The organism is Oceanisphaera marina (assembly GCF_014643915.1).
GTDB lineage: Bacteria > Pseudomonadota > Gammaproteobacteria > Enterobacterales > Aeromonadaceae > Oceanimonas > Oceanimonas marina.
In genome coordinates, this window is the sequence record NZ_BMKE01000004.1 from 115,378 (window position 1) to 135,609 (window position 20,232).

Sequence of the window (20,232 nt, forward strand, 5' to 3'; positions counted from 1 at the left end):
CCAAGGCTGGGTATCAGAACAAGTTGAAAACAAACTGGAAGAGATAATCGGGATTTGGCTGTGAGCCAGAAAACTGCAGAAGAGAACAATGGTGGTGCGAAGGGGGGGACTTGAACCCCCACATCCATAGGACACTAACACCTGAAGCTAGCGCGTCTACCAATTCCGCCACCCTCGCATACCTGATTGTTCTGCTATTTTAGATGGGCTACCATCGTGCTTTTTGAGTACCTTCCACTATAGTTTCTAGTGGTGCGAAGGGGGGGACTTGAACCCCCACATCCATAGGACACTAACACCTGAAGCTAGCGCGTCTACCAATTCCGCCACCCTCGCATACTCAAATTGTCTGGCTGTTTTAGATGAAGCCATCATCGGTTCCTGGCANTGTTTTAGATGAAGCCATCATCGGTTCCTGGCATCGGTTATCTTGCGATAACCTTGGTGCGAAGGGGGGGACTTGAACCCCCACATCCATAGGACACTAACACCTGAAGCTAGCGCGTCTACCAATTCCGCCACCCTCGCATTGCCAAGGACTGCGAATTCTATAGATTTTTTGCCGTTCGTCAATACAACAAACCGGATAAACTGTAAAAAACCGGCATAGGGTGGCCGGTTTTTGTAAAATGAGGTTTATTCAGATTTTGCGAGAAGAAAATTAGCGGCGAGTAGCGCGATAAATCTTGAACTTGCCGTTAACCGCCAGGGTATCGCAATGACCAAAGCTTTTTTCTATGAGCTCGGGATAGGGCAGGAAGGCATTAGCCACCAGCGTCAACGAGCCACCCGGCAACAAATAATCCCTGGCCGACGTCAGCAGGGTTTCGGTAGTGTGATAGAAGGTTTTCAAACCCGCATGAAACGGTGGGTTGGCAATAATATGATTAAAGGTGCCGCTCACCTGGCTCAAACCATCGCTGGCATAGATTTTGGCATTGGCATCCAGCTGGTTGTCTGCCAGAGTGAGGCGGGTGGCTTCCAGCGCGAGCGCACTGATGTCGATACACTCCAGCATCAGCTCGGGTTGGCGTTTGAGCACGCTGGCACCAATTACACCCGCACCACAGCCAAAGTCGAGCACGCGGCCTTTCAGAGGGCTCAGGTTATCCAGCAGCAAGCGTGATCCTGAATCGAGGTGGCCAGCACTGAATACGCCTGGCAGGGTGCATACCTGCAGTTGTTCTTTTTCCAGGGCGTAGCCTTTTTGCCAGTCAGACAGCACCAGCGGCTCGGCAGGACGAATGATCTCTGCCTGATACAAACTGGCGCGACGAGCGCTGTCCAGCTTGTTGACCAGATCGCAGTAAGGAGCCAGTAACTTGGGGGCCGACTTGACGCCGCCCTTGTTATCACCGGCAATAAACACTTGGCCTCCCACGGCCAATAATGGCAAACAGGCTGCCAATAAATACTCGGCCTCGGCCTTGGCCTTGGGCATCAGTAGCAAGAGTGCCGCCGCTTGCTGTGGCTGAGGGTGAGTGCCAAATTCTATTTCGGTCATGCCCTGACTTTTTTGCCACTGAAAATAACGAAAATCAGTGGTGAATATCCGAGGCGCAGGGCCCGCATCGGCCAGCAGGGCGGGCAGGTTATCTTCCAGCAGACCGCACACCAGCAGGGGCTGCCGGGTTAGTACATCCAGGTTACGAGCCAGCATTTGGCTGACCGGGGTTAAGGCCTCAAACATCTCGGGTTCCACACTAAATTATTTGGTTGTGCATTATACATATCTACCGGCCTATTGACATTTGTCGGTCATTAGCAAAAGATGCAGAACAAGGTCTTTTTCAGGTAGTGCTCATGCTTTTTATTGTGAAACGTAAACAGGACAAACCGCTAAAACGAAAAGCGGTAGCTGCTGTTGCGTAACCGACGCCTGATCTCTTTAAGACAAGAAGTTCTCAAACCCCGGTGATGCAACAGCAACCGGGGTTTTTTATTTAAATTTTTAAATCCTCTAGCCAGGAGAAGGAGTTTCCATGTTTCGCGGTTCTTTAGTTGCCCTTTTAACCCCCTTTGACGGTACTCGTATTGACGAGCCGGCATTGCGACGCTTGGTTGACTGGCATATAGCAGAGGGAACTCATGGCCTGGTGCCGGTGGGTACCACGGGTGAAAGTCCCACCCTGACCCACGATGAGCATTGCCGTGTGATTGAAATTGTGGCCGAGCAAGCCGCTGGCCGGGTGCCGGTGATTGCCGGTGCTGGCTCCAACAACCCGGTTGAAGCCATTGAGTACAGCAACTGTGCACAGCGAGTGGGTGCCAATGCCACCTTGCATGTGGCCGGTTATTACAACCGCCCTAATCAGGATGGCCTGTATGCGCATTTTAAAATGCTGCATGACGCCACCGAGCTGCCGATTATTGTCTATAACATCCCCCCGCGTGCGGTAGTGGATATCAAACCCGAGACCCTGGCTCGCATGGCCGAGCTACCACGTATCGTGGGCGTAAAAGATGCCACCGGCGACTTGTTGCGGCCCTGGTCCGAACGTCAGGTAATTAAAAAGCCTTTTGCCTGGTTATCTGGCGAAGACGGCACCGCAGTGGCGTACAACGTGGGTGGCGGTCAGGGCTGTATCTCGGTCACCGCCAACGTGGCACCACGCCTGTGTGCCCAGTTGCAGGAGTTTACCCTGGCCGGAAAGTGGGAAGAGGCGCGCGCCTTGCAAGACAAGCTGCTGCCCCTGCATCAGGTACTGTTCCTCGAGCCTAACCCTGCAGGTCCTAAATATGCGCTGTCGCTGTTGGGCATGGCGAGCGAAGAATGCCGCATTCCTGTCGTTCCGTTGCAGGAAACCACCAAGGCGCAGATCCGTCGAGTGATGGAAGAGCTGGAGCTGATTTAATATCCGTAAAGCATGAGGCGTAACAGCCATAAAATAAAAAGGTCAGCGCGAGCTGACCTTTTTATTATAACGAGCGGGGTTAACCTTGATCATCATCCGTGGGGTGGTCGTAGTGCTCATCGCGACGCTGATACTGATCATCTCGCGAGTTCTGATGGCTTTCGTAACGTGGGCGACGTGGCTTGTTAATAATCACGCCGGTGCGAGGTGGGCGACGAGTAGCCGGAGAAATAGTCGAGATCTTGGCTTTATAGATGAGCTGCTGCTGGCCACGAGGGTCAGAGAGCAAAATACTGTATTGGTCAAAGGCACTGATCATCCCTTCCAGCTTGATGCCATTGGTAAGGAAGATGGCGCAATGAGTCTGATTCTTGCGCAGCCAGTTCAGTGCCGCATCCTGTCCGTTACCCAATGAAAATGCTTGTTGAAGCGATTGGGGATTAGCTGATTGGCCAGTCATGTAGGCAGTCCTGTTTGTTATTATTCAATCTTGATTGTGCTTAATGAATACCCGACTTGTCAAAGTAAAGCTCATATTAATCTAGAGAGGACAATACGTGACTGCCCCGCCTGCTAATACTAAAACGCTTATTCTGGCCTGTCTTATCGTTAGTATAGGGCAGTTGAGTGTAGGATTGCTGTTGCCGGTCTTACCCGCCATCAGTCAAAGTCTGTCTGAAGATCCCCAGCGGGTGCAGTGGCTTATTTCTGCCTATTTGTTTGCCTTTGGCCCCATACAATTACTTTACGGACCCTTAAGTGATGCCAAGGGGCGCAGGCCGGTGCTGATAGCCGGATTGGCGTTGGCCATACTGGGCGTAGGTTTATGTCTGTTGCCTGAGGTCTCCTTTAAGTGGCTCCTGGTGGGGCGCTTGTTGCAGGGGCTGGGGGCAGGTTGTGGCGCCGTGGTATCGCGGGCCATGCTACGCGACAGCTTTGCCGGACCGGCATTGCGCAATGCGCTGTCGTATGTGGCGATGGCCGCGGCCTTTACGCCCATTGTTGCACCGGCAGTGGGCGGTTTTATTGGCTTTCATTTTGGCTGGTACAGTGTGTTTGCCGCCATGCTGATTTATCTGTTGGTGTTATGGCTGTTGCTGTTGGCCGGCTTTGAAGAAACGCATCGGGGTGAAAGGCAAACCATGCGATTTACGACCATCATTGCCAACTACTGGCGTCTGTTGGGATTACGCCATTTTTTAGGCCATGGCGGTATGTTGTGGGGGCAGTTTTCCCTGATGATGGTCTCGGTTTCCGTTATGCCTTATATCATGCAGCAACAAATAGGCATGACGGCGGCAGAATACGGTAGCTGGGCGCTGATCCCGGCTATGGGGCTCTTGTTGGGTGGAGTAATCAACAATCGTATTCAGCGCTTTGTGGCGGCGGAGCAAGTATTGCGACTCAGCCCCTTTATTCAACTGGGCGCGGGTATCTGGCTGTTATGCATGCCGGTACAACCCATCTGGATGATTAGCGGGATTTTTATTCAGGCCCTGGGTAATGGCATGGCGTTTCCCAATGCCATGAGCCGATTGTTAGAGCCTTATCGAGAGCTGGCCGGTGCCGCAGCAGCGCTGTCGGGGGCACTGCAGATGCTGAGTGCCAGCTTGCTGACCATCACTCTGGTTTACTTTGGGGTAGCCACGGCGTTTAGTTTAGGAGTCTGTATTGTACTGGGGGCAGTGGCGCTTAAAGGATTGTCCTGGTGCGCAATAGGGCGTTGGTGATTATTTGTTAAGAGTGAAGTGTAAGGTGTTAAGGGAAAGTGCCATCGGGCCTTGTGCCAAGTCAACAAAGAGCGGTGTTTGTCTTTGGCTGATAGCTCACGGCTATTCACCTAAGGTGCTGAATGTCAGACATAAAAAAAGCCGCGCCCTAGGGGCACGGCTTATAGATTCTTTTGGTGAGGTAGTCTCTTACAGAGGAACTACGTTCTCAGCCTGAGGACCTTTCTGACCTTGAGCTACTGTGAACTCAACAGCCTGGCCTTCTGCCAAAGTTTTGAAACCCTGGCTCTGGATAGCGCTGAAGTGTACGAATACATCAGGGCCTGATTCTTGCTCGATGAAGCCAAAACCTTTTGACTCATTGAAGAACTTTACTTTACCTTTAACGATATTAGACATACCTAAATCCTGTAAACAAATCTACCATAAATACGCGTGCTTGAAAAAATACAGATTTAACTTATGAAATACAGGACGAGGTACTACTAGAACATCGTAACAAGAACATAAATATAACCATATTTTTCGAGCTGCAAGCACTCTAACCGCTTATCGGATTAGGGTCAACAGCTATTTTACCTCTCAAGGAACTTAAGCAGCCTAAACGGGCACTGTTTCTCTATATCTTCTCTATCATCGAGAGCTGTCCGGCTATTCAGCTGCGGGAGTGATGTATTAGCATGTGTTTTGATTTTTAACCTAGACCAAGAGAGTGACATGTCTGATTTATATTGTGTGGCCCGCTTCCGGGCTCATCCAGGCCAGGTCCAGGCGTTGCAACAAGCACTAAAAAGCCTGATCAGCGAGACCCACAGAGAAGAGGGGTGTTTGTTATATCAGCTTAGCGAAGAGGTGCCATATGCCGGTGCCAATGGTGAGCCCTGGGATTGCGTGTTCATCGAGCATTGGGCCAGTAGAGAGGCGTTTGGTGCTCACTGTGCTCAGCCCTATATCAAAGATTACTTTGAACAGGTCGCCCCAGAATTGGTGGCCGAAGCCGATGTCAGGTTACATCGGCCGGTTTAAGGCGGCATGAATCAGCGGCGAAATGTCAGGTCGCCTCTGAACATCATTTCTACCCGCAGGGTCACACCAAACTGGGCATCGTAATTGTGATCCCGTGGGAAGTGCAGTTCAGGGATAAAGTCGAGAAACAGAATCTCTCGATGTAAATTGCGCCGGTAGTGGGTATAAAGATAATAATCGTGTAGCCGTGGACTGGATGCACTGCGGCCTACAGCCGCGACGGCATAGCGCATTACGCTGCGCGAACCGAGTACCTGGTTAAGCTCAATGCCTTCGGAATACTCAAGCGTATCGACTTCTTCCTGCCACTGAAAGTTGGTAATGAAGCGCAGATGATGATGTTCATCCAGAGGGCGTCCAAAATCCCATTTGCTGCGTACCGAGTAACCTTCTTCATTGAACCAGGAAGCGCGGTTATAAGATTCTAACTGCCAGGGTGACTCCAGGTTCCATAATCGTTCGCCGGTAAAGCGCACATAAGGATCCGGTGGCCAGCGTACCTTTACCCCAGCGCCCGCTTGTAAATTCCAGGCTTCGGTCTTGTCCCGCTTGCCTAATTTACTCAATCCTACAATGGTGCTGCCCAGGCCACTTTGATCGTTACGCAAGCGGCTGGAGCCTTGCTCGGCCAGTGTGCCTTCGGATTCTTCGGGATCACTTTCAATAATAAAGCGCAGCCGTTTTTTAGTGGTAGGAAGGTCAAGACGAAAGCGTACCCCTGTTTCGGCATTAAAGTCGTCTACGTCGTTCCATTCCAGCTCTTGGCTGAGGCGCAGGTAAGAATTGTTCTCTATCTTCAGACTGTCGTCACTGCCAAAAAATCCATCGATATTTCGTGAACTATTGGTTACCCAGTTGGATACGGCGTCGTGCATGGGGGCGATTTTTTCTACTGCCCACCCCGGAAGATCACTGTCGTCTACCGTGTCTACTTCCTCTGCGCTCACCGTATTGGCCATTGCCAGCAAGACCATCAGACATATTTTTTTCATGGCGATATCCTTTTGCCTTTTGCACAAGCCTAGGTTTATTGAAATAAAAATGCCAACGCCATCAACAGCTAAAGTGAAAGTTTAGTGATAATACCAGGCAGATTAAATAACTGATCTATTTGGTTACTCTGCAAAGGTCGAACAAAGGGCCAGCTCCTCCGACACGCCGTGAATACCTCCATGTAGGCTCCACCGCAGAGGGGGATGGCGTGTCGTGGGAGGCCGCTGTGTTACCTCTGGCGCTCCGGCCCAATACCTGATCAGATCTTTAATGTAATGGGTCTAAGGCTATATTCGGGCTGGAGGAAAGGAGAGCAGAAGAGGGCATAGTCGCAAGCAGAATACTTTCCATACTGCAGCATAAAACGGAACGGAGAGTAGGGTAAATACACCTGAACATCAGGCACAAAAAAACCAGCCTGATGCGATTAAGCGGGGCTGGTTTGATTGGTCTTGCTTTATTTATGGTGCCGGCACCAAGAGTCGAACTCGGGACCTACTGATTACAAGTCAGTTGCTCTACCAACTGAGCTATGCCGGCCTTAACTGGTAACACAAAGATGGTGCCCGGAGACAGAATCGAACTGCCGACACGGGGATTTTCAATCCCCTGCTCTACCGACTGAGCTATCCGGGCGTAGTACGCATGGTTGCATGCTATTTAAAATGGTGCCCGGAGACAGAATCGAACTGCCGACACGGGGATTTTCAATCCCCTGCTCTACCGACTGAGCTATCCGGGCATAGTACGCATTGCTGCATACTACTTAAAAATGGTGCCCAGAGACAGAATCGAACTGCCGACACGGGGATTTTCAATCCCCTGCTCTACCGACTGAGCTATCTGGGCTAACGGGGCGTAATTAGATAAGATCGGCTCTATCAAGTCAACCGCTTTTTCAAACACATAAGCGTGTTTGCTCAAGCCTTGAACAAAGCGATGCTTTAGTCTGCAGCCGGTGGGGTGTAACCCTCAACTTTGACCTCGGCGCCTTCAAATAAATAAGCCACCATTTCCTGTTCCAGCAACTGTCTGTGCTCGGCATTCATCATGTTGAGCTTTTTTTCGTTGATCAGCATGGTTTGCTTGTGTTGCCAACCGGCCCAGGCTTCTTTGGATATATTTTCATAAATTCGTTTGCCCAAATCGCCCGGGTAGAGCTGAAAATCAAGGCCTTCGGCTTCTTTTTGTAAACGTTGGCAAAAAATAGTGCGACTCATTAATGATTCCTCTCTTGCAGTTGCGGGTAAGCGAGCAGCTTTTTCGTGGCAGCTGCCAGGCCGACCGACGCCGGTTGTTCCAAGTTATACCAAAGTCGCTCCGATCCGGCCATGATCTCGTCGGGGATCTGCCCTAATTCTACCAGCCAGGGGGTGATATCCAGATGAAAATGGCTGAATGTATGGCGAAAGCCCGGCAGGGGAGTCGGCTCTGAAGCATCAGGGTAGCGTTTTAGCCAGTGTCTTAGTTCATGTTCGTCATGAAATTCGGGAAAACAGTACAAGCCGCCCCAAATTCCCTGCGGCGGGCGCTGCACCAGTAAAATTTGCCTGCCTTGTTTAAGTAACAATAAGCTGGCCTGCTTTGCTGGCTGCACCGTTTTTTTCGGTTTGGAATGAGGGAAGGCGGTGGGCGTACCCAATGCCAGAGCCTGGCAGTCGTTTTGCACCGGACACAGCTCGCACTGGGGTTTGGAACGAGTACAAATGGTCGCACCCAGGTCCATCATGGCCTGATTGTATTGAGTCACGCCCCGGGGGGGCGTCAACTGCTCCACGAGCTGCCACAGCGCATTTTCCACGTCTTTTTTGCCGGGCCAGCCATCTTGTGCCTGCCAGCGGGCCAGCACGCGTTTGACGTTGCCATCAAGAATACCATGGTGCTGACCCAGTGAAAGTGACAGCACGGCACCGGCGGTGGAGCGGCCTATGCCCGGCAACCCCAGCACTTCTTCAAACTGTTCGGGAAACTGGCCCTGGTAGTGATCGCGAATAACCCGGGCAGCCTTGTGCAGGTTACGCGCCCGGGCATAATATCCCAGGCCGGTCCACAGGTGCAGTACCTCATCGGGTTCGGCATTGGCCAGACTCACCACATCGGAAAAGCGCGCCATAAAGCGCTCGTAGTAAGGAATAACCGTCGCTACCTGAGTCTGCTGCAGCATGATCTCCGACACCCACACTCGATAAGGTGTTTTTTGCTGCTGCCAGGGCAGGGTTTTACGGCCATGCTGTTCGTACCAGGTCAGCACGCGCTGGGCAAAAGAAGCTGTATTCACAATATCGACTATGTAGAAAAGAATGGCGGGATCAGAGCACAGTGGCGCTGTCAGTGCAAACGAGGGGATAGGTTCCTTGTGCACAGTCATTGCCGATATTCAGAAAAATATGACGCTATCAAGGGTACTCTTTTGCGCTTGGCAGTTTGTTATTTGACTATTTTCTGATACAAAAGAGCAGTTTTATTGGCGCCCGCCAAGCCCGTTTTTAGAGAGATCCTTATGCAACCCTTTTTTGCCCAGCGCTTTGCCAAGGTAGAGCCGTCCTTCATTCGTGAAATTCTTAAAGTTGCGATGAATCCAGACGTCATTTCCTTTGCCGGAGGTTTACCCAACCCGGCCTTTTTTCCGAATGAAGCCCTGGCTACCGCCAGCGCCAAGGTGCTGCAGAACAACGGCAACAGTGCACTGCAATATTCTGCTACCGAAGGGTTTGCTCCATTAAGAGAGTACATTGCCGAACGTTACTTCAAGCAGCATGGCATGCGTGTGTCGGCGGATAATATTCTGATCACCAATGGCTCGCAGCAGGCGCTGGATTTGCTGGGCAAGGTGCTGGTGAATGAAGGGGACAAGCTGATCATTGAAGAGCCCGGCTACCTGGGAGCCATTCAGGCATTGTCGGTTTACCAACCCGACTTTCAGGGCGTGGCATTGAATGAGGATGGTCTGGATTTGAACGAGCTGGATGGCTTGTTGGCCGAGCCTGATCATGCGCGCTTGCTGTATGGCGTGACCAACTTTCAAAATCCGACCGGTTTGAGTTACAGCGAGGAAAATCGTCAGGCGGTGGCCGAGCGTCTGATCAAGCACGATGTGCTGATGATCGAAGATAATCCCTATGGCGAGCTGCGATTTGAAGGTGAGCATTTGCCACCTATTGCCAAAATGGCGCCCGATAACGTGGTGTTGCTGGGGTCCTTCTCCAAGGTGGTGGTGCCTTCGTTCCGTTTGGGTTGGATGCTGATGCCGGAGTGGCTGCGCCAGAAGGTGATGATTGCCAAGCAAGCGTCGGACCTGCACACCAATGGCTTCGTGCAGCAGGTTTTGCACAGCTACCTGCAAGATAACGATCTGGATGAGCATATCGAGCGTATTCGTACCGTGTATGGTCGCCAGAAAGTGGCCATGGAGCAAGCCTTGTTGAAGTATTGCCCCGGCATCGATTTTACCCGGCCCGAGGGCGGCATGTTCCTGTGGTTGAAGCTGCCCAAGCATATCGATGCCATGGCACTGTTTAATCAGGCCATTGAAGAAAACGTGGCCTTCGTACCTGGCCAGCCATTTTATGTGCGCCCGGATATCCTGAATACCGCCCGCCTGAGCTATGCCGGTGCCGATGAAGCCACTATTGAAGAAGGCATCAAACGGCTGGGACGAGTGCTCAGCAAGGTCCTTTAAGTCACAACGGCACGCCATTAGTTAGAGGCGAATCCAGGCTGCTGGCCTTGGCCTGAGTGATTGCCCGCTTTATAATGTGCCTTATCTTGAAAACTGCATTCTTACGTTGGTGTAAGAATGCAGTTTTTCATTTTGAAACCAACAGATTAAGAACTATCCAAAGTGTCTGGCTAACGCCGCCGTCGAGCTTATGGCAGTTTTAATGCTGAACCTTGGATAATTCGCTTATTTATGCCCGCCGGAGAAAACAGATGACAGACGAACACCAGGCCGAACAAACCGAAAACGAGCTGCGCCAACGTAAAATCCGCAGCTTTGTGCGTCGTGAAGGTCGCTTGACCAAGGGGCAGGAAAAAGCCATGACCGAGCAGTGGCCGATCATGGGTATTGAATATGCGCCTGGCCTGCTCGATCTGGATGCGGAGTTCAAGCGTTCGGCCCCTCGCGTGCTGGAAATCGGCTTTGGCATGGGGGCTTCTCTGGTCGAGATGGCTCGCGTGGCTCCCGAGCTGGATTACATGGGCATTGAAGTGCATACGCCTGGGGTGGGTGCCTGCCTGATGGGCGCGGCGGAAGCCAAGCTGACCAACCTGCGCGTGATGTGTCACGATGCGGTAGAAGTGTTCGAGCATATGCTGCCCGAGCAAAGTCTGGACAGAGTGCAGCTGTTTTTCCCCGATCCCTGGCATAAAACCCGCCATCACAAGCGTCGTATCGTGCAGCCGGCGTTTGTGGAAATGCTGCGCAGCAAGCTGAAGATTGGCGGTGAATTTCACATGGCAACCGATTGGGAAAATTACGCCGAGCATATGCTGGAAGTGATGAATGCCGCGCCGGGGTACAGCAACGCGTCCACCGAGGGTGATTATATGCCAAGACCCGATTACCGACCGCTCACCAAGTTTGAGCAGCGCGGTCATCGCCTGGGGCACGGCGTTTGGGATCTGATCTTTACTCGCACAGAATAAGGCCCGGCAGGCAGCTGTAAGCCAACCCCTTTCGGGGAGCTGTAAGCTTGAAGCCGTGAGCTTTAAGCTACACCCGAAAAATGGTGTTTTTCTTTATCTGATAGCTTACGGCTGACAGCTGATAGCTTTTTTCGAGGTAATAAGTGACTCAACAAGCTGAATTTAATCAGGGTTTAATCGATTTTTTGCAATCTTCTCCTAGTCCCGCCCACGCGGTTAAAGCGATGGTGCGCCAACTTGAACAGGCTGGCTACCAGGCGTTAAACGAAGGTGATGAATGGCAATTGGAGCCCAGTCAGGGGTATTGGACAACGCGTGGCGATCGCTCGTTGGTTGCCTTTCGTCTGGGCGACAAACCGGTTGCTGAAGGCGGAGTACGCATGATCGGTGCCCATACCGACAGCCCTTGCCTGAAAGTGAAGCCCAAAGCCGAGTTGCTACGCCAGGGGTGTTTGCAACTGGGCGTCGAGGTTTACGGCGGCGTATTGATGCATCCCTGGTTTGACCGCGATCTTTCGCTGGCAGGCCAGGTGCATTTTCGTGATGAAACCGGAAAATTAACAGCGGCGCTGCTTGATGTCGCCAAACCCATTGCGATCATTCCTTCTTTGGCCATTCACCTGAACCGTGAGGCCAATAAAAGCTCTGAAATTAATGCCCAGCTGCATTTGCCACCGATATTGGGGCTGGCTACAGACGATCACTCTGGCGATAACGCCAAAACGAGTCCGGCTCTGGTGTTTCGCTGCTTGCTTGCCGACTGGTTACGGGATGAAGGCCATTCGGTTGGTGAAGTGGTGGATTATGACTTGTGTTTTTATGATACCCAGCCACCGGCGCTGGTGGGGCTGAACCAGGAGTTCATCAGCTCTGCGCGCCTGGATAATCTTTTGTCCTGTTACACCGGATTACAGGCTCTTTTAGCCGCAGACACGTTAGCCACTGACAGCCCACAAGCTGCCACTTCCTTACTGGTGTGTAACGATCATGAAGAAGTCGGCAGTGCCTCTGCCATAGGTGCCGAAGGACCATTTCTGGAAAGCGTATTACGTCGTCTGGGTGGCGAAGAACAAAAGTATCAACGCATGATGGCGCGATCCATGCTGATCTCTTGTGACAACGCCCACGCCATACATCCCAATTACGCCGACAAGCATGATGAAAACCACGGACCAAAAATAAATGCCGGGCCTGTTATCAAGGTGAATGCTAACCAGCGTTACGCCACCAGCAGCGAAACCAGTGCCTTGTTCACCAGTTTCTGTGACATGGCCAAGGTGCCTTATCAGCATTTCGTGGTCAGATCAGACATGGGTTGCGGCAGCACTATCGGCCCCATAGCGGCCACCAAACTCGGCGTCAGGGTGGTCGATGTAGGAGCACCGCAATGGTCGATGCACTCCATTCGTGAAACCGCCGGCACCCAGGATGCCTGGTACCTTGCGCAAGCTCTGCAAGCCTTCATCAGTACTTGGGATGGGCAGTAACGTACGTAAGGGGTGAAGCGTGAGGGGTTAAACACTGGATTTACAGACGCGGATTTTACTCCTCACATTTTACTTCTAACTCTTTACTGGCTAGCCAGTGCCAGATACTGTTCATGTAACTGCGCCACGGCGGCTTTCACCCGGCCACGGTCGTGACCGTTATTGTCAATCACATCATCGGCCGCAGCCAGGCGCTGTTCTCGGCTGGCCTGGCTGGCCATAATTGCCTTGACCTGCGTTTCGTCGGCCTGGTCACGCTGCATGGTACGGGCAATTTGCTGCTCGGGCGCCACATCCACCACCAGTATCCGATCGCATAAATCGGTGAGCTTGTTTTCTACCAGCAAGGGCACCACCAACAAGCAGTAGGCCGAGTCTGCCAACTGACAGGCGGTTATCATTCGCTCACGGATCAATGGATGCAGCAAGGCTTCCAGCCAATGGCGATAGGCGGGGTTTTCAAAAATTCGCTGGCGCAGTTCACTGCGATTGAGACTGCCGTCTTCGGCAAGCACTTCCGGGCCAAAATAAGCGACAATGGCGTCCAGTACCGGCTCGCCCACCGCCACCACCTCGCGGGCTATGATATCGGCATCTACTACTGTCACGCCTTGTTCACCAAACCAGTTGGCGACCGTGCTTTTACCACTGCCAATGCCGCCGGTTAACCCTACGATAAATGTCATAATGCCACGCTCCAATACCAGCTTGTTAATTGCTGGCCCCAAATCAAATATATCCAGCCGGCCAAGGCCAATGCCGGGCCAAAGGGCAGGGCACGTTCGGCACTCAGGCGTTTACTCGCCATCAAGCTCAAACCGAGTATCGAGCCTGCCACAGAAGATAACAGTAGTATGGGCAGTACGGCCTGCCAGCCAAACCAGGCTCCAAGGGCGGCCAATAACTTGAAATCTCCATAACCCATGCCTTCCTTGCCGGTGGCGAGTTTAAATACCCAATATAGGCTCCATAGCACGCCGTAACCAATGGCGGCTCCCAGCACCGCGTCCTGCAACGACACAAACAGCGTATCGATATTGAGCAATAGCCCCAGCCAGAGCAGTGGCAATGTCAGGTTATCGGGCAGCAGCAGATGATCGATGTCGATCATCGTCATGCACAACAAGGCCCAGCTGAATATGAGTGCGGCCAAAAGTTGCGGGCTGGCGCCAAAACGCCAGATGGCGAAAGCCGACAAGGCGGCAGCGCTTAATTCTATTAGCGGGTAACGTTTAGATATGCCGGCTTTGCAGTAGCGGCAACGCCCCCTGAGAAACAGCCAGCTCAATAACGGAATATTATCCAGCGCGCTTAATTGCTGCTGACAATGTGGGCACCGAGAGCGGGGTGTGCACAAATTAAAGGTAGGCTCTGTTGCTGTGCTTGCTCCGTTAAGCTCCGCACATTCCTGCTGCCACTCGCGCTGTAACATCAGTGGCAGTCTATGGATCACGACGTTCAAGAAACTGCCAATCAAAAGGCCCAGTAAAATAACGATCACATACAGTGACACTTGGTTGGTGGTTAGCCATTGGCTTAGGGTAGCCATTTAGATTCCTTGTGAGTTGAGCCCGAAAAAGCCGACATTATTCAGCGCAGGCAACCCGTTAACGAATAACGTTGCCCAGGTCAAAGATGGGAAGATACATGGCTATGACCAGGCCGCCAACCAAAATACCCAGCACCAGCATCATCAGCGGCTCGATCAGGCTGGTCAGGCCATTGATGGCGTCATCCACTTCGCGTTCGTAAATATTGGCGGCCTTGTTCATCATGCTGTCTATGGCGCCGCTTTCTTCGCCTATGGCGACCATTTGTATCACCATATCCGGGAATAGATGGTTGGCACGCAGTGCCATGTTCATGGGCAGACCGGCAATCACATCGGTACGCACCTGAAGTATCGCGTGGCGATAAATGCGATTACCGCTGGCGCCGGCTGCAGACGCCAGTCCGTCAACCAGAGGGATCCCGGCGGCAAAGGTGGTTGCCAGGGTGCGGGAAAAGCCGGTCAGGGCGGCCTTGCGCAATATGCTCCCTATGACGGGTAATCTGAGTAACAGGCGATCGCTCGCCCAGCGCACTCGGGATGAGTGGCGCCAGAGGCGTCGATAAACAAACACAATCAACATAATACCAGCGAGTATGCTCAGCCAGTTATTCAGCAAGCCACGAGACAAGCCAATGACCCATTGGGTAAACAGAGGTAAAGGAGCGCCAAAGCCGGCGAATACTTCTTCAAACTGGGGGATCACGAACAACAGTAAAATGGCGACGACGATACCGGCAACCAGGATCACCATGATCGGGTAGAACAGGGCTTTTTTAATGGTCGATTTGAGCTTTTCGGCTTTTTCCCGATGAACCGCTATCTGTTCAAAAATATGCTCTAACGCACCGGTTTGTTCGCCCGAACGCACCAGCTCGCAATAGAGCTCGCTAAATTGGTGGGGAAATTTCTTGAGGGCGTCCGACAAGGGGGTGCCGTTTTCGACCTCACTGGCCAGGCTGGTGATGAGCTGGTTGACGCTGGTCTTTTGTGCAGAGCGGGCAATTAGACGCAGGCTTTGTAATAAAGGAACGCCGGCGCCGAGCATGGTGGCAATTTGGCGGGTCATGATCGCTATGTCCGCCGAGCCGATCCTGTTGTTATATTGGGTTATCAGACTCTCTCGTTGACGACGTACGCGAAGCGGCTGTATACCTTGGCGTTGCAGCTGGTATTTAACGGCCAGCAGGCTGGTTTCCTGCATAGAACCGCTCACTTTCTGTCCTTTTTTGTTAATGCCCTGCCATTGATATAGCCGGTATTTTACCCCCATTATGTCCACCTCGTTCAAGCTGGAGACTGATGTTATCTTTCATCATTAGGCTGTGCGTGATTGTCTGCTGTGGTAATACGATTTGCTTCTGCCAGGCTGACCTCGCCCTCGCATACCTTGTTCAGTACTGCCTGGCGCAAGCTGATCATGCCCGATTGTATTGCTGCCCGGCCCAGTGTTAACGAGTCGGCGCCGCTGATAATCAAATCGGCCAGGATATGGCTCATGGGCAGCACTTCATAAATGCCGGTACGGCCCTTGTAGCCGTCGTTGCACAGGTCACAGCCAACGGCTTTATAAATTTGTGTATCGGGGGCAAGCCCTTGCAGCAAAAGCTGTTGAGCCGTTAATGACTCTGTCACCTTGCAGTGTGGGCACAGCTTTCTCGCCAGCCGCTGAGCAATGATCAAGCTGATCGAAGAGGCAATATTGTAGGTGGCCAGCCCCATATTGCCGAGCCGGGTCAAGGTCTCTGCTGCCGAGTTGGTATGCAGGGTGGAGAGCACCAAATGGCCGGTTTGTGCTGCCTTGACGGCCATTTGGGCGGTTTCCAGATCGCGAATTTCGCCCACCATGATAATGTCGGGGTCCTGTCGCAGAAAGGCACGTAGTGCGCAGGCAAAGCTCAGTCCGGCCTTGGGGTGGATTTGCACCTGATTGATGCCCGGCATGATGATCTCCACCGGATCTTCGGCGGTGGATATGTTGGTAGTCACCTTATTCAGAATGCTCAAACCGGTATAAAGCGAGACGGTCTTTCCCGAGCCGGTGGGGCCCGTTACCAGTATCATGCCCTGTGATTGCGCAAGCGCATTCAGATAAAGCTGTTTTTGTTGCTGCTCAAGGCCAAGCTGGTCGATGTCCAGCTTGATGGCGGCGCCGTCGAGCAGCCGCAGCACGATTTTTTCGCCATTTTGAATCGGCAGGCTGCTCACCCGCATGTCTATCGATTTGTTTGGCGTCAACTTGAGCTTGATGCGGCCATCTTGCGGCAACCGCCGCTCGGCAATATCGAGTTGTGCCATGACCTTGATCCTGGCGGCAAAACGGTTGGCCAGGCCAATAGGCGGCGAGGTAATGTCGTGCAGCATGCCGTCTATGCGAAAGCGAATACGGTAGAAGCGCTCATAAGGTTCAAAATGCACATCCGAGGCCTGGCGGCGCACGGCTTCCAGCAGTACGTTATGGATATAGCGCACTATGGGGACGTCATCATCCTGGCTGCTGATTGCCGCATTGTCTTCAATTGTTTTTTCTGTCAACTCCAGGTCAACCATATCGCTGTTTGCAACTTGATCCATATGCAGGCTGGTGCTGCCATGGTGCAATTTGCCGAGTAACAGCGACAGTTTGGATTCTTCCACCAATCTGGCATCGGTGACCACATTAAAGCGAAAACTGAAGTCCTCCAGCGCCGCAACATTGGTAGGGTCTGCCATGGCCAGATACAGAATGTTGTCTTGCAGACAGACAGGTAAAGCATGATGCCGCTCCACAAGATCCATGCTGAGATATTGCGGCGGCAGCGAGTCGGGTGTGACTTCGTTTAAATCGAGTAGGGTCAGGCCATATTGCTTCATGCAAAATTGCGCCAGTTCATGGCTGGTGAGCAACTGACGCTCTACGAGTATGCTGCTCAGCGGTTTATTTTCCTGCCGGGCCTGGGTGATGGCCAGCTCCAGCCGCTGTGTCTCAATTAGTGATGATTGCAGCAGACTTCTGGCCAGGCCGCTGTGTGGGGTGCTTATGGTCATGGCTCAACAGAGGCCGGCATCGACACAAGTGCCGCCTGTTGCCCAACTCACACGGCCGTTTTCGGCGGTGCCCACCATGATAAAAGTATTCTTTTTAACAACGTCGGTGCCAGTGGTGATAATGGTCCAGGATTCATTATCACCATCAGCTCTCGTCACTTCTACGCTGTCCACAATATCTGTTTGAACTAAATCAACGGCACTAGCAGTGGTTGCTGCAGCAGCACAGTTTGACCCACCGGTTTGCACGCAAATCTCGATGGCGGTTTTGGCGGGGCCGGTGGCGGCGATCACCTCGGTAAATCTGGCGCGCTGGGTGTAGGTTTGGTAGGAGGGAAGGGCGACGGCGGCCAGAATAGCCACAATGGCAACCACTATCATCAATTCAACAAGTGTAAAGCCACTGTTAGGGCGAGTAATACCTAGCTTCTTCATAATGTCATCCTGACTAACAAAGCAGAGCTGGCAGATGCCAATAAGAGTGTTGTTGCTGTGTAACCTATAGCAAGGATTAACGGGCCTGGCTAATAATTGACCTTCGGAGTGGTGAAGAGTGAGGGGGAAGCAAAGCGGTAAGCCGTAAGTTAAGTAATAAGACAAAACGAGCCTGCTCCGCAGCACCAGCCCTAAGGGCTGGGCTACAGGGTTTAGTGTATATCTTTAACTGATCGCTTAACGCTGACGGCTTAACGCTGCCCGCAGGGGTTAAAGTCGTTCAAGAAAAGCCCAGTCAAATCCGCTGCCCGGGTCGGTTTTTCGCCCGGGAGCTATGTCGCTGTGGCCAACAATACGCTCTGTGGTGATGGCGGGAAACTGCGCCTGCAATAATCGGGTGAGCTCGGTAAGCTGTTGATACTGTGCTGCGGTAAAATGGTCGGTATCCGTGCCTTCAAGCTCAATGCCGATGGCAAAATCGTTACAGCGCTCTCGGCCATTAAAATCAGACTGGCCCGCATGCCAGGCGCGCTTGTTGAAAGGCACATATTGCACCAGCTCGCCATCGCGGCGGATCAGGCAATGGGCCGACACGCGCAATTGATAAATACCGGCAAAGTAGGGATCGTCGTCCGGGTTCAGCTTGCCCAGAAACAACTGATCTATGTAGGGGCCACCGTAGCGTGCCGGTGGCAAGCTGATGCTGTGCACCACCAGCAGCGACACCTCATCTGCTGGCCGCTCGTCATGATGAGGCGAAGGGCAGTGGCGAGCCGGAGTCAGCCAGCAGTCTGCATTCATAGTCAAAGGTTGGGTCATATTGGCACATAAAATAGAGAGGCTTGTCGGTATACTAAAAGCCTTGGTATCGCAGGGGCAAGCATCGGAGGTAATGACATGAGTCGCGAAGCCAATACGCAGCGGCGTTTGGGGCGAATTATGTGGATCCTGGCCTGGGGGCTGGCGCTGGCACTACTGACTTGGTACTTTCAGCAAAAACTGGTTCAGGATCATAATCCCAATCAACAGGTTCAACGTCTGGATGCACAAACGATTGTGCTTAAACAAAATCGTCAGGGGCATTATCTGGTTAGTGGCGAGCTTAACGAGGAGCCGGTGGTGTTTTTGCTGGATACCGGCGCGTCTCAGGTTGCCATTCCTCAGGCCATGGCTGCCCGCTTGCACCTGGTGGCGGGCCAGCCGCTGCAGTTGCATACCGCAGCAGGCGCGGTAACCGGTTATCGCACCCGGGTAAAAAGTCTGTCTTTGGGTCCGTTCACCTTGTACGATCTGGAAGCGGTGATCATGCCTGCCGATAGCAGTGAAATCCTGCTGGGCATGAATGCCCTGCGCCAGTTTGAACTGATTCAGCGGGGCGACCAGATGACAATAAGACGATAATCACGGCTGTATGTGTAGCACGTGAATGCAAAAAAGTTGAATGAAACAGACACGACATCGAAAAGTTGGATAACAGGCTGAATAACATGCTGAATGCTTTGCTGGAACAAGAAATCCGTTTTAATGTGACCGCCGCGCTTAGCGAAGATCTGGGTGGAACCCTGGACCCTGCTCGCGACATTACGGCCCAGCTGTTGCCAGAGCAACAACAGGTGGTGGCCCACTTAATTACTCGGGAAGACGGCATTTTTTGTGGTCGCGCCTTTGCAGAAGAAACTTTTCTGCAACTGGGGGGTGAGGTAGCGCTTGAATGGCTGGTGGCCGACGGTGATGCCATAGTGGCCAATCAACGTTTGTTAACGCTGTCTGGTCCGGCCCGCGCCATCATGACCGGCGAGCGCACCGCGCTTAATTTTATTCAGACCCTCTCTGCCGTTGCCAGCGTTACTCGCCACTATGCGGATAAACTGGCCGGAACCCGGTGCCGTCTGCTGGATACCCGTAAAACGCTACCTGGCTTGCGCCAGGCCCTGAAGTACGCCGTGACCTGTGGGGGGGGCCACAATCATCGCCTGGGGCTGTATGACGCCTATTTGATCAAAGAAAACCACATCTTTGCCTGTGGTGGTATCGACAAGGCGGTCGCCGAAGCTCGCCGACTGCAACCGGAAAAGTCGGTTGAAGTGGAAGTGGAGTCACTGGCCGAGTTGCAGCTGGCGCTTGATGCCGGCGCCGATATCATCATGCTCGATAACTTCAGTACCGACGACATGCGCACCGCGGTAGCCACCAGCGCCGGTCGTGCCCGGCTGGAGGTGTCCGGTAACGTGACGATAGAGACCATAGCCGATTACGCCGCCACCGGTGTGGACTTCATTTCGGTAGGTGCGCTCACCAAGCACGTGCAGGCACTGGACCTGTCGTTGCGGGTTCAGGCCTGACCGCGGGGAGCAGGGGTTGAGGAGCAGGGAATGGCAACAAGCCAAGCTAACCCCTTAATCCCTAATCCCTAATCCCCCTGTTTTTTTTGGTCTGACCAATCAATTTTCTGGTATTTTTCGAGCTTTGGTCTAGCGTTAGGT

General features: G+C 52.6%; 20 protein-coding genes and 7 tRNA genes. 8 read left to right on the plus strand and 19 right to left on the minus strand.

Annotated features, from left to right (window positions below; genetic code table 11):
- Positions 1–92 precede the first annotated feature (92 nt).
- From IEW52_RS03870 to rsmC, 4 genes are all read right to left on the minus strand, one after another.
- Positions 93–178 (minus strand) — tRNA-Leu (locus IEW52_RS03870).
- Positions 179–250: 72 nt separating this feature from the next.
- Positions 251–336, minus strand: a tRNA-Leu gene (locus IEW52_RS03875).
- 106 nt (positions 337–442) lie between these two features.
- Positions 443–528, minus strand: a tRNA-Leu gene (locus tag IEW52_RS03880).
- A 133-nt stretch (positions 529–661) separates the two neighbouring features.
- On the minus strand, positions 662–1,690 hold the full coding sequence (gene rsmC / locus IEW52_RS03885) for a 16S rRNA (guanine(1207)-N(2))-methyltransferase RsmC (RefSeq protein WP_188628766.1): 1,029 nt from the start codon (positions 1,688–1,690) through the stop codon (positions 662–664).
- A gap of 292 nt (positions 1,691–1,982) precedes the next feature.
- On the opposite strand from rsmC, the gene dapA reads away from it, so the two are divergent.
- A complete protein-coding gene (gene dapA / locus IEW52_RS03890; RefSeq protein ID WP_188628767.1) occupies positions 1,983–2,855 on the plus strand; it encodes a 4-hydroxy-tetrahydrodipicolinate synthase in 873 nt (290 codons plus the stop codon).
- A 79-nt stretch (positions 2,856–2,934) separates the two neighbouring features.
- Here the strand turns inward: dapA and hfq are convergent, their stop codons facing one another.
- A complete protein-coding gene (gene hfq / locus IEW52_RS03895) occupies positions 2,935–3,315 on the minus strand; it encodes an RNA chaperone Hfq (protein WP_188628768.1) in 381 nt (126 codons plus the stop codon).
- 97 nt (positions 3,316–3,412) lie between these two features.
- Between hfq and IEW52_RS03900 the strand changes: the two genes are divergently transcribed.
- Positions 3,413–4,585: a multidrug effflux MFS transporter gene (locus tag IEW52_RS03900; RefSeq protein ID WP_188628769.1), complete on the plus strand. Its 1,173-nt coding sequence runs from the start codon at positions 3,413–3,415 to the stop codon at positions 4,583–4,585.
- Between the two features lie 189 nt (positions 4,586–4,774).
- Here the strand turns inward: IEW52_RS03900 and IEW52_RS03905 are convergent, their stop codons facing one another.
- Complete coding sequence (locus tag IEW52_RS03905) at positions 4,775–4,984, minus strand: cold-shock protein (RefSeq protein WP_188628770.1); 210 nt, start codon at positions 4,982–4,984, stop codon at positions 4,775–4,777.
- A gap of 318 nt (positions 4,985–5,302) precedes the next feature.
- Here IEW52_RS03905 and IEW52_RS03910 point away from each other — a divergent pair, with 318 nt between their 5' ends.
- Positions 5,303–5,611 (plus strand): putative quinol monooxygenase, encoded by a 309-nt coding sequence (locus tag IEW52_RS03910; protein WP_188628771.1) that lies wholly within the window; start codon positions 5,303–5,305, stop codon positions 5,609–5,611.
- 11 nt (positions 5,612–5,622) lie between these two features.
- On the opposite strand, the gene IEW52_RS03915 is transcribed toward IEW52_RS03910, so the two are convergent.
- The 7 genes from IEW52_RS03915 to mutY all read right to left on the minus strand — a co-directional run bounded on the left by IEW52_RS03915 (position 5,623) and on the right by mutY (position 8,882).
- The gene (locus IEW52_RS03915) at positions 5,623–6,603 is read right to left on the minus strand and encodes a hypothetical protein (protein ID WP_188628772.1); all 981 of its coding nucleotides are present in this window, start codon (positions 6,601–6,603) and stop codon (positions 5,623–5,625) included.
- Between the two features lie 465 nt (positions 6,604–7,068).
- A tRNA-Thr gene (locus IEW52_RS03920) sits at positions 7,069–7,144 on the minus strand.
- Between the two features lie 20 nt (positions 7,145–7,164).
- A tRNA-Phe gene (locus IEW52_RS03925) sits at positions 7,165–7,240 on the minus strand.
- 30 nt (positions 7,241–7,270) lie between these two features.
- Positions 7,271–7,346, minus strand: a tRNA-Phe gene (locus IEW52_RS03930).
- Between the two features lie 31 nt (positions 7,347–7,377).
- Positions 7,378–7,453, minus strand: a tRNA-Phe gene (locus IEW52_RS03935).
- Positions 7,454–7,548: 95 nt separating this feature from the next.
- Positions 7,549–7,824: an oxidative damage protection protein gene (locus tag IEW52_RS03940; RefSeq protein ID WP_188628773.1), complete on the minus strand. Its 276-nt coding sequence runs from the start codon at positions 7,822–7,824 to the stop codon at positions 7,549–7,551.
- The gene (gene mutY, locus IEW52_RS03945) at positions 7,824–8,882 is read right to left on the minus strand and encodes an A/G-specific adenine glycosylase (RefSeq protein WP_229667782.1); all 1,059 of its coding nucleotides are present in this window, start codon (positions 8,880–8,882) and stop codon (positions 7,824–7,826) included. Before mutY ends, IEW52_RS03940 begins: the two co-directional genes overlap by 1 nt.
- Before the next feature lie 222 nt (positions 8,883–9,104).
- On the opposite strand from mutY, the gene IEW52_RS03950 reads away from it, so the two are divergent.
- From IEW52_RS03950 to IEW52_RS03960, 3 genes are all read left to right on the plus strand, one after another.
- Positions 9,105–10,283, plus strand: a complete 1,179-nt coding sequence (locus IEW52_RS03950; protein WP_188628775.1) for an aminotransferase-like domain-containing protein — start codon at positions 9,105–9,107, stop codon at positions 10,281–10,283.
- A 251-nt stretch (positions 10,284–10,534) separates the two neighbouring features.
- Positions 10,535–11,251: a tRNA (guanosine(46)-N7)-methyltransferase TrmB gene (trmB, locus tag IEW52_RS03955; RefSeq protein WP_188628776.1), complete on the plus strand. Its 717-nt coding sequence runs from the start codon at positions 10,535–10,537 to the stop codon at positions 11,249–11,251.
- A 143-nt stretch (positions 11,252–11,394) separates the two neighbouring features.
- Positions 11,395–12,738, plus strand: coding sequence for a M18 family aminopeptidase (locus IEW52_RS03960; RefSeq protein ID WP_188628777.1), 1,344 nt, complete (start codon positions 11,395–11,397; stop codon positions 12,736–12,738).
- A gap of 83 nt (positions 12,739–12,821) precedes the next feature.
- On the opposite strand, the gene coaE is transcribed toward IEW52_RS03960, so the two are convergent.
- The 6 genes from coaE to ampD form a co-directional block, all read right to left on the minus strand.
- Complete coding sequence (gene coaE, locus IEW52_RS03965) at positions 12,822–13,424, minus strand: dephospho-CoA kinase (protein ID WP_188628778.1); 603 nt, start codon at positions 13,422–13,424, stop codon at positions 12,822–12,824.
- Positions 13,421–14,287, minus strand: a complete 867-nt coding sequence (locus IEW52_RS03970) for a prepilin peptidase (protein WP_188628779.1) — start codon at positions 14,285–14,287, stop codon at positions 13,421–13,423. The genes coaE and IEW52_RS03970 overlap by 4 nt, the downstream gene beginning before the upstream one ends.
- A 58-nt stretch (positions 14,288–14,345) precedes the next feature.
- On the minus strand, positions 14,346–15,560 hold the full coding sequence (locus tag IEW52_RS03975) for a type II secretion system F family protein (protein ID WP_188628780.1): 1,215 nt from the start codon (positions 15,558–15,560) through the stop codon (positions 14,346–14,348).
- Between the two features lie 32 nt (positions 15,561–15,592).
- A complete protein-coding gene (gene pilB, locus IEW52_RS03980; RefSeq protein ID WP_188628781.1) occupies positions 15,593–17,314 on the minus strand; it encodes a type IV-A pilus assembly ATPase PilB in 1,722 nt (573 codons plus the stop codon).
- 3 nt (positions 17,315–17,317) lie between these two features.
- The gene (locus IEW52_RS03985; RefSeq protein ID WP_188628782.1) at positions 17,318–17,749 is read right to left on the minus strand and encodes a pilin; all 432 of its coding nucleotides are present in this window, start codon (positions 17,747–17,749) and stop codon (positions 17,318–17,320) included.
- 270 nt (positions 17,750–18,019) lie between these two features.
- A complete protein-coding gene (ampD, locus tag IEW52_RS03990; RefSeq protein ID WP_188628783.1) occupies positions 18,020–18,568 on the minus strand; it encodes a 1,6-anhydro-N-acetylmuramyl-L-alanine amidase AmpD in 549 nt (182 codons plus the stop codon).
- A gap of 78 nt (positions 18,569–18,646) precedes the next feature.
- Between ampD and IEW52_RS03995 the strand changes: the two genes are divergently transcribed.
- Together IEW52_RS03995 and nadC are read left to right on the plus strand one after the other, a co-directional pair.
- Positions 18,647–19,150: a retropepsin-like aspartic protease family protein gene (locus IEW52_RS03995; protein ID WP_188628784.1), complete on the plus strand. Its 504-nt coding sequence runs from the start codon at positions 18,647–18,649 to the stop codon at positions 19,148–19,150.
- A 98-nt stretch (positions 19,151–19,248) separates the two neighbouring features.
- Positions 19,249–20,091, plus strand: a complete 843-nt coding sequence (gene nadC, locus IEW52_RS04000; protein ID WP_229667783.1) for a carboxylating nicotinate-nucleotide diphosphorylase — start codon at positions 19,249–19,251, stop codon at positions 20,089–20,091.
- Positions 20,092–20,232: the final 141 nt, after the last annotated feature.

Excerpts from the sequence above, each read along its gene's own strand:
- rsmC (WP_188628766.1), bottom strand. The coding sequence starts at position 1,690 with ATGTTTGAGGCCTTAACCCCGGTCAGCCAAATGCTGGCTCGTAACCTG.
- dapA (WP_188628767.1), top strand. The coding sequence starts at position 1,983 with ATGTTTCGCGGTTCTTTAGTTGCCCTTTTAACCCCCTTTGACGGTACT.
- hfq (WP_188628768.1), bottom strand. The coding sequence starts at position 3,315 with ATGACTGGCCAATCAGCTAATCCCCAATCGCTTCAACAAGCATTTTCA.
- IEW52_RS03905 (WP_188628770.1), bottom strand. The coding sequence starts at position 4,984 with ATGTCTAATATCGTTAAAGGTAAAGTAAAGTTCTTCAATGAGTCAAAA.
- IEW52_RS03910 (WP_188628771.1), top strand. The coding sequence starts at position 5,303 with ATGTCTGATTTATATTGTGTGGCCCGCTTCCGGGCTCATCCAGGCCAG.
- IEW52_RS03915 (WP_188628772.1), bottom strand. The coding sequence starts at position 6,603 with ATGAAAAAAATATGTCTGATGGTCTTGCTGGCAATGGCCAATACGGTG.
- IEW52_RS03940 (WP_188628773.1), bottom strand. The coding sequence starts at position 7,824 with ATGAGTCGCACTATTTTTTGCCAACGTTTACAAAAAGAAGCCGAAGGC.
- IEW52_RS03950 (WP_188628775.1), top strand. The coding sequence starts at position 9,105 with ATGCAACCCTTTTTTGCCCAGCGCTTTGCCAAGGTAGAGCCGTCCTTC.
- trmB (WP_188628776.1), top strand. The coding sequence starts at position 10,535 with ATGACAGACGAACACCAGGCCGAACAAACCGAAAACGAGCTGCGCCAA.
- coaE (WP_188628778.1), bottom strand. The coding sequence starts at position 13,424 with ATGACATTTATCGTAGGGTTAACCGGCGGCATTGGCAGTGGTAAAAGC.
- IEW52_RS03970 (WP_188628779.1), bottom strand. The coding sequence starts at position 14,287 with ATGGCTACCCTAAGCCAATGGCTAACCACCAACCAAGTGTCACTGTAT.
- IEW52_RS03975 (WP_188628780.1), bottom strand. The coding sequence starts at position 15,560 with ATGGGGGTAAAATACCGGCTATATCAATGGCAGGGCATTAACAAAAAA.
- pilB (WP_188628781.1), bottom strand. The coding sequence starts at position 17,314 with ATGACCATAAGCACCCCACACAGCGGCCTGGCCAGAAGTCTGCTGCAA.
- IEW52_RS03985 (WP_188628782.1), bottom strand. The coding sequence starts at position 17,749 with ATGAAGAAGCTAGGTATTACTCGCCCTAACAGTGGCTTTACACTTGTT.
- ampD (WP_188628783.1), bottom strand. The coding sequence starts at position 18,568 with ATGACCCAACCTTTGACTATGAATGCAGACTGCTGGCTGACTCCGGCT.
- IEW52_RS03995 (WP_188628784.1), top strand. The coding sequence starts at position 18,647 with ATGAGTCGCGAAGCCAATACGCAGCGGCGTTTGGGGCGAATTATGTGG.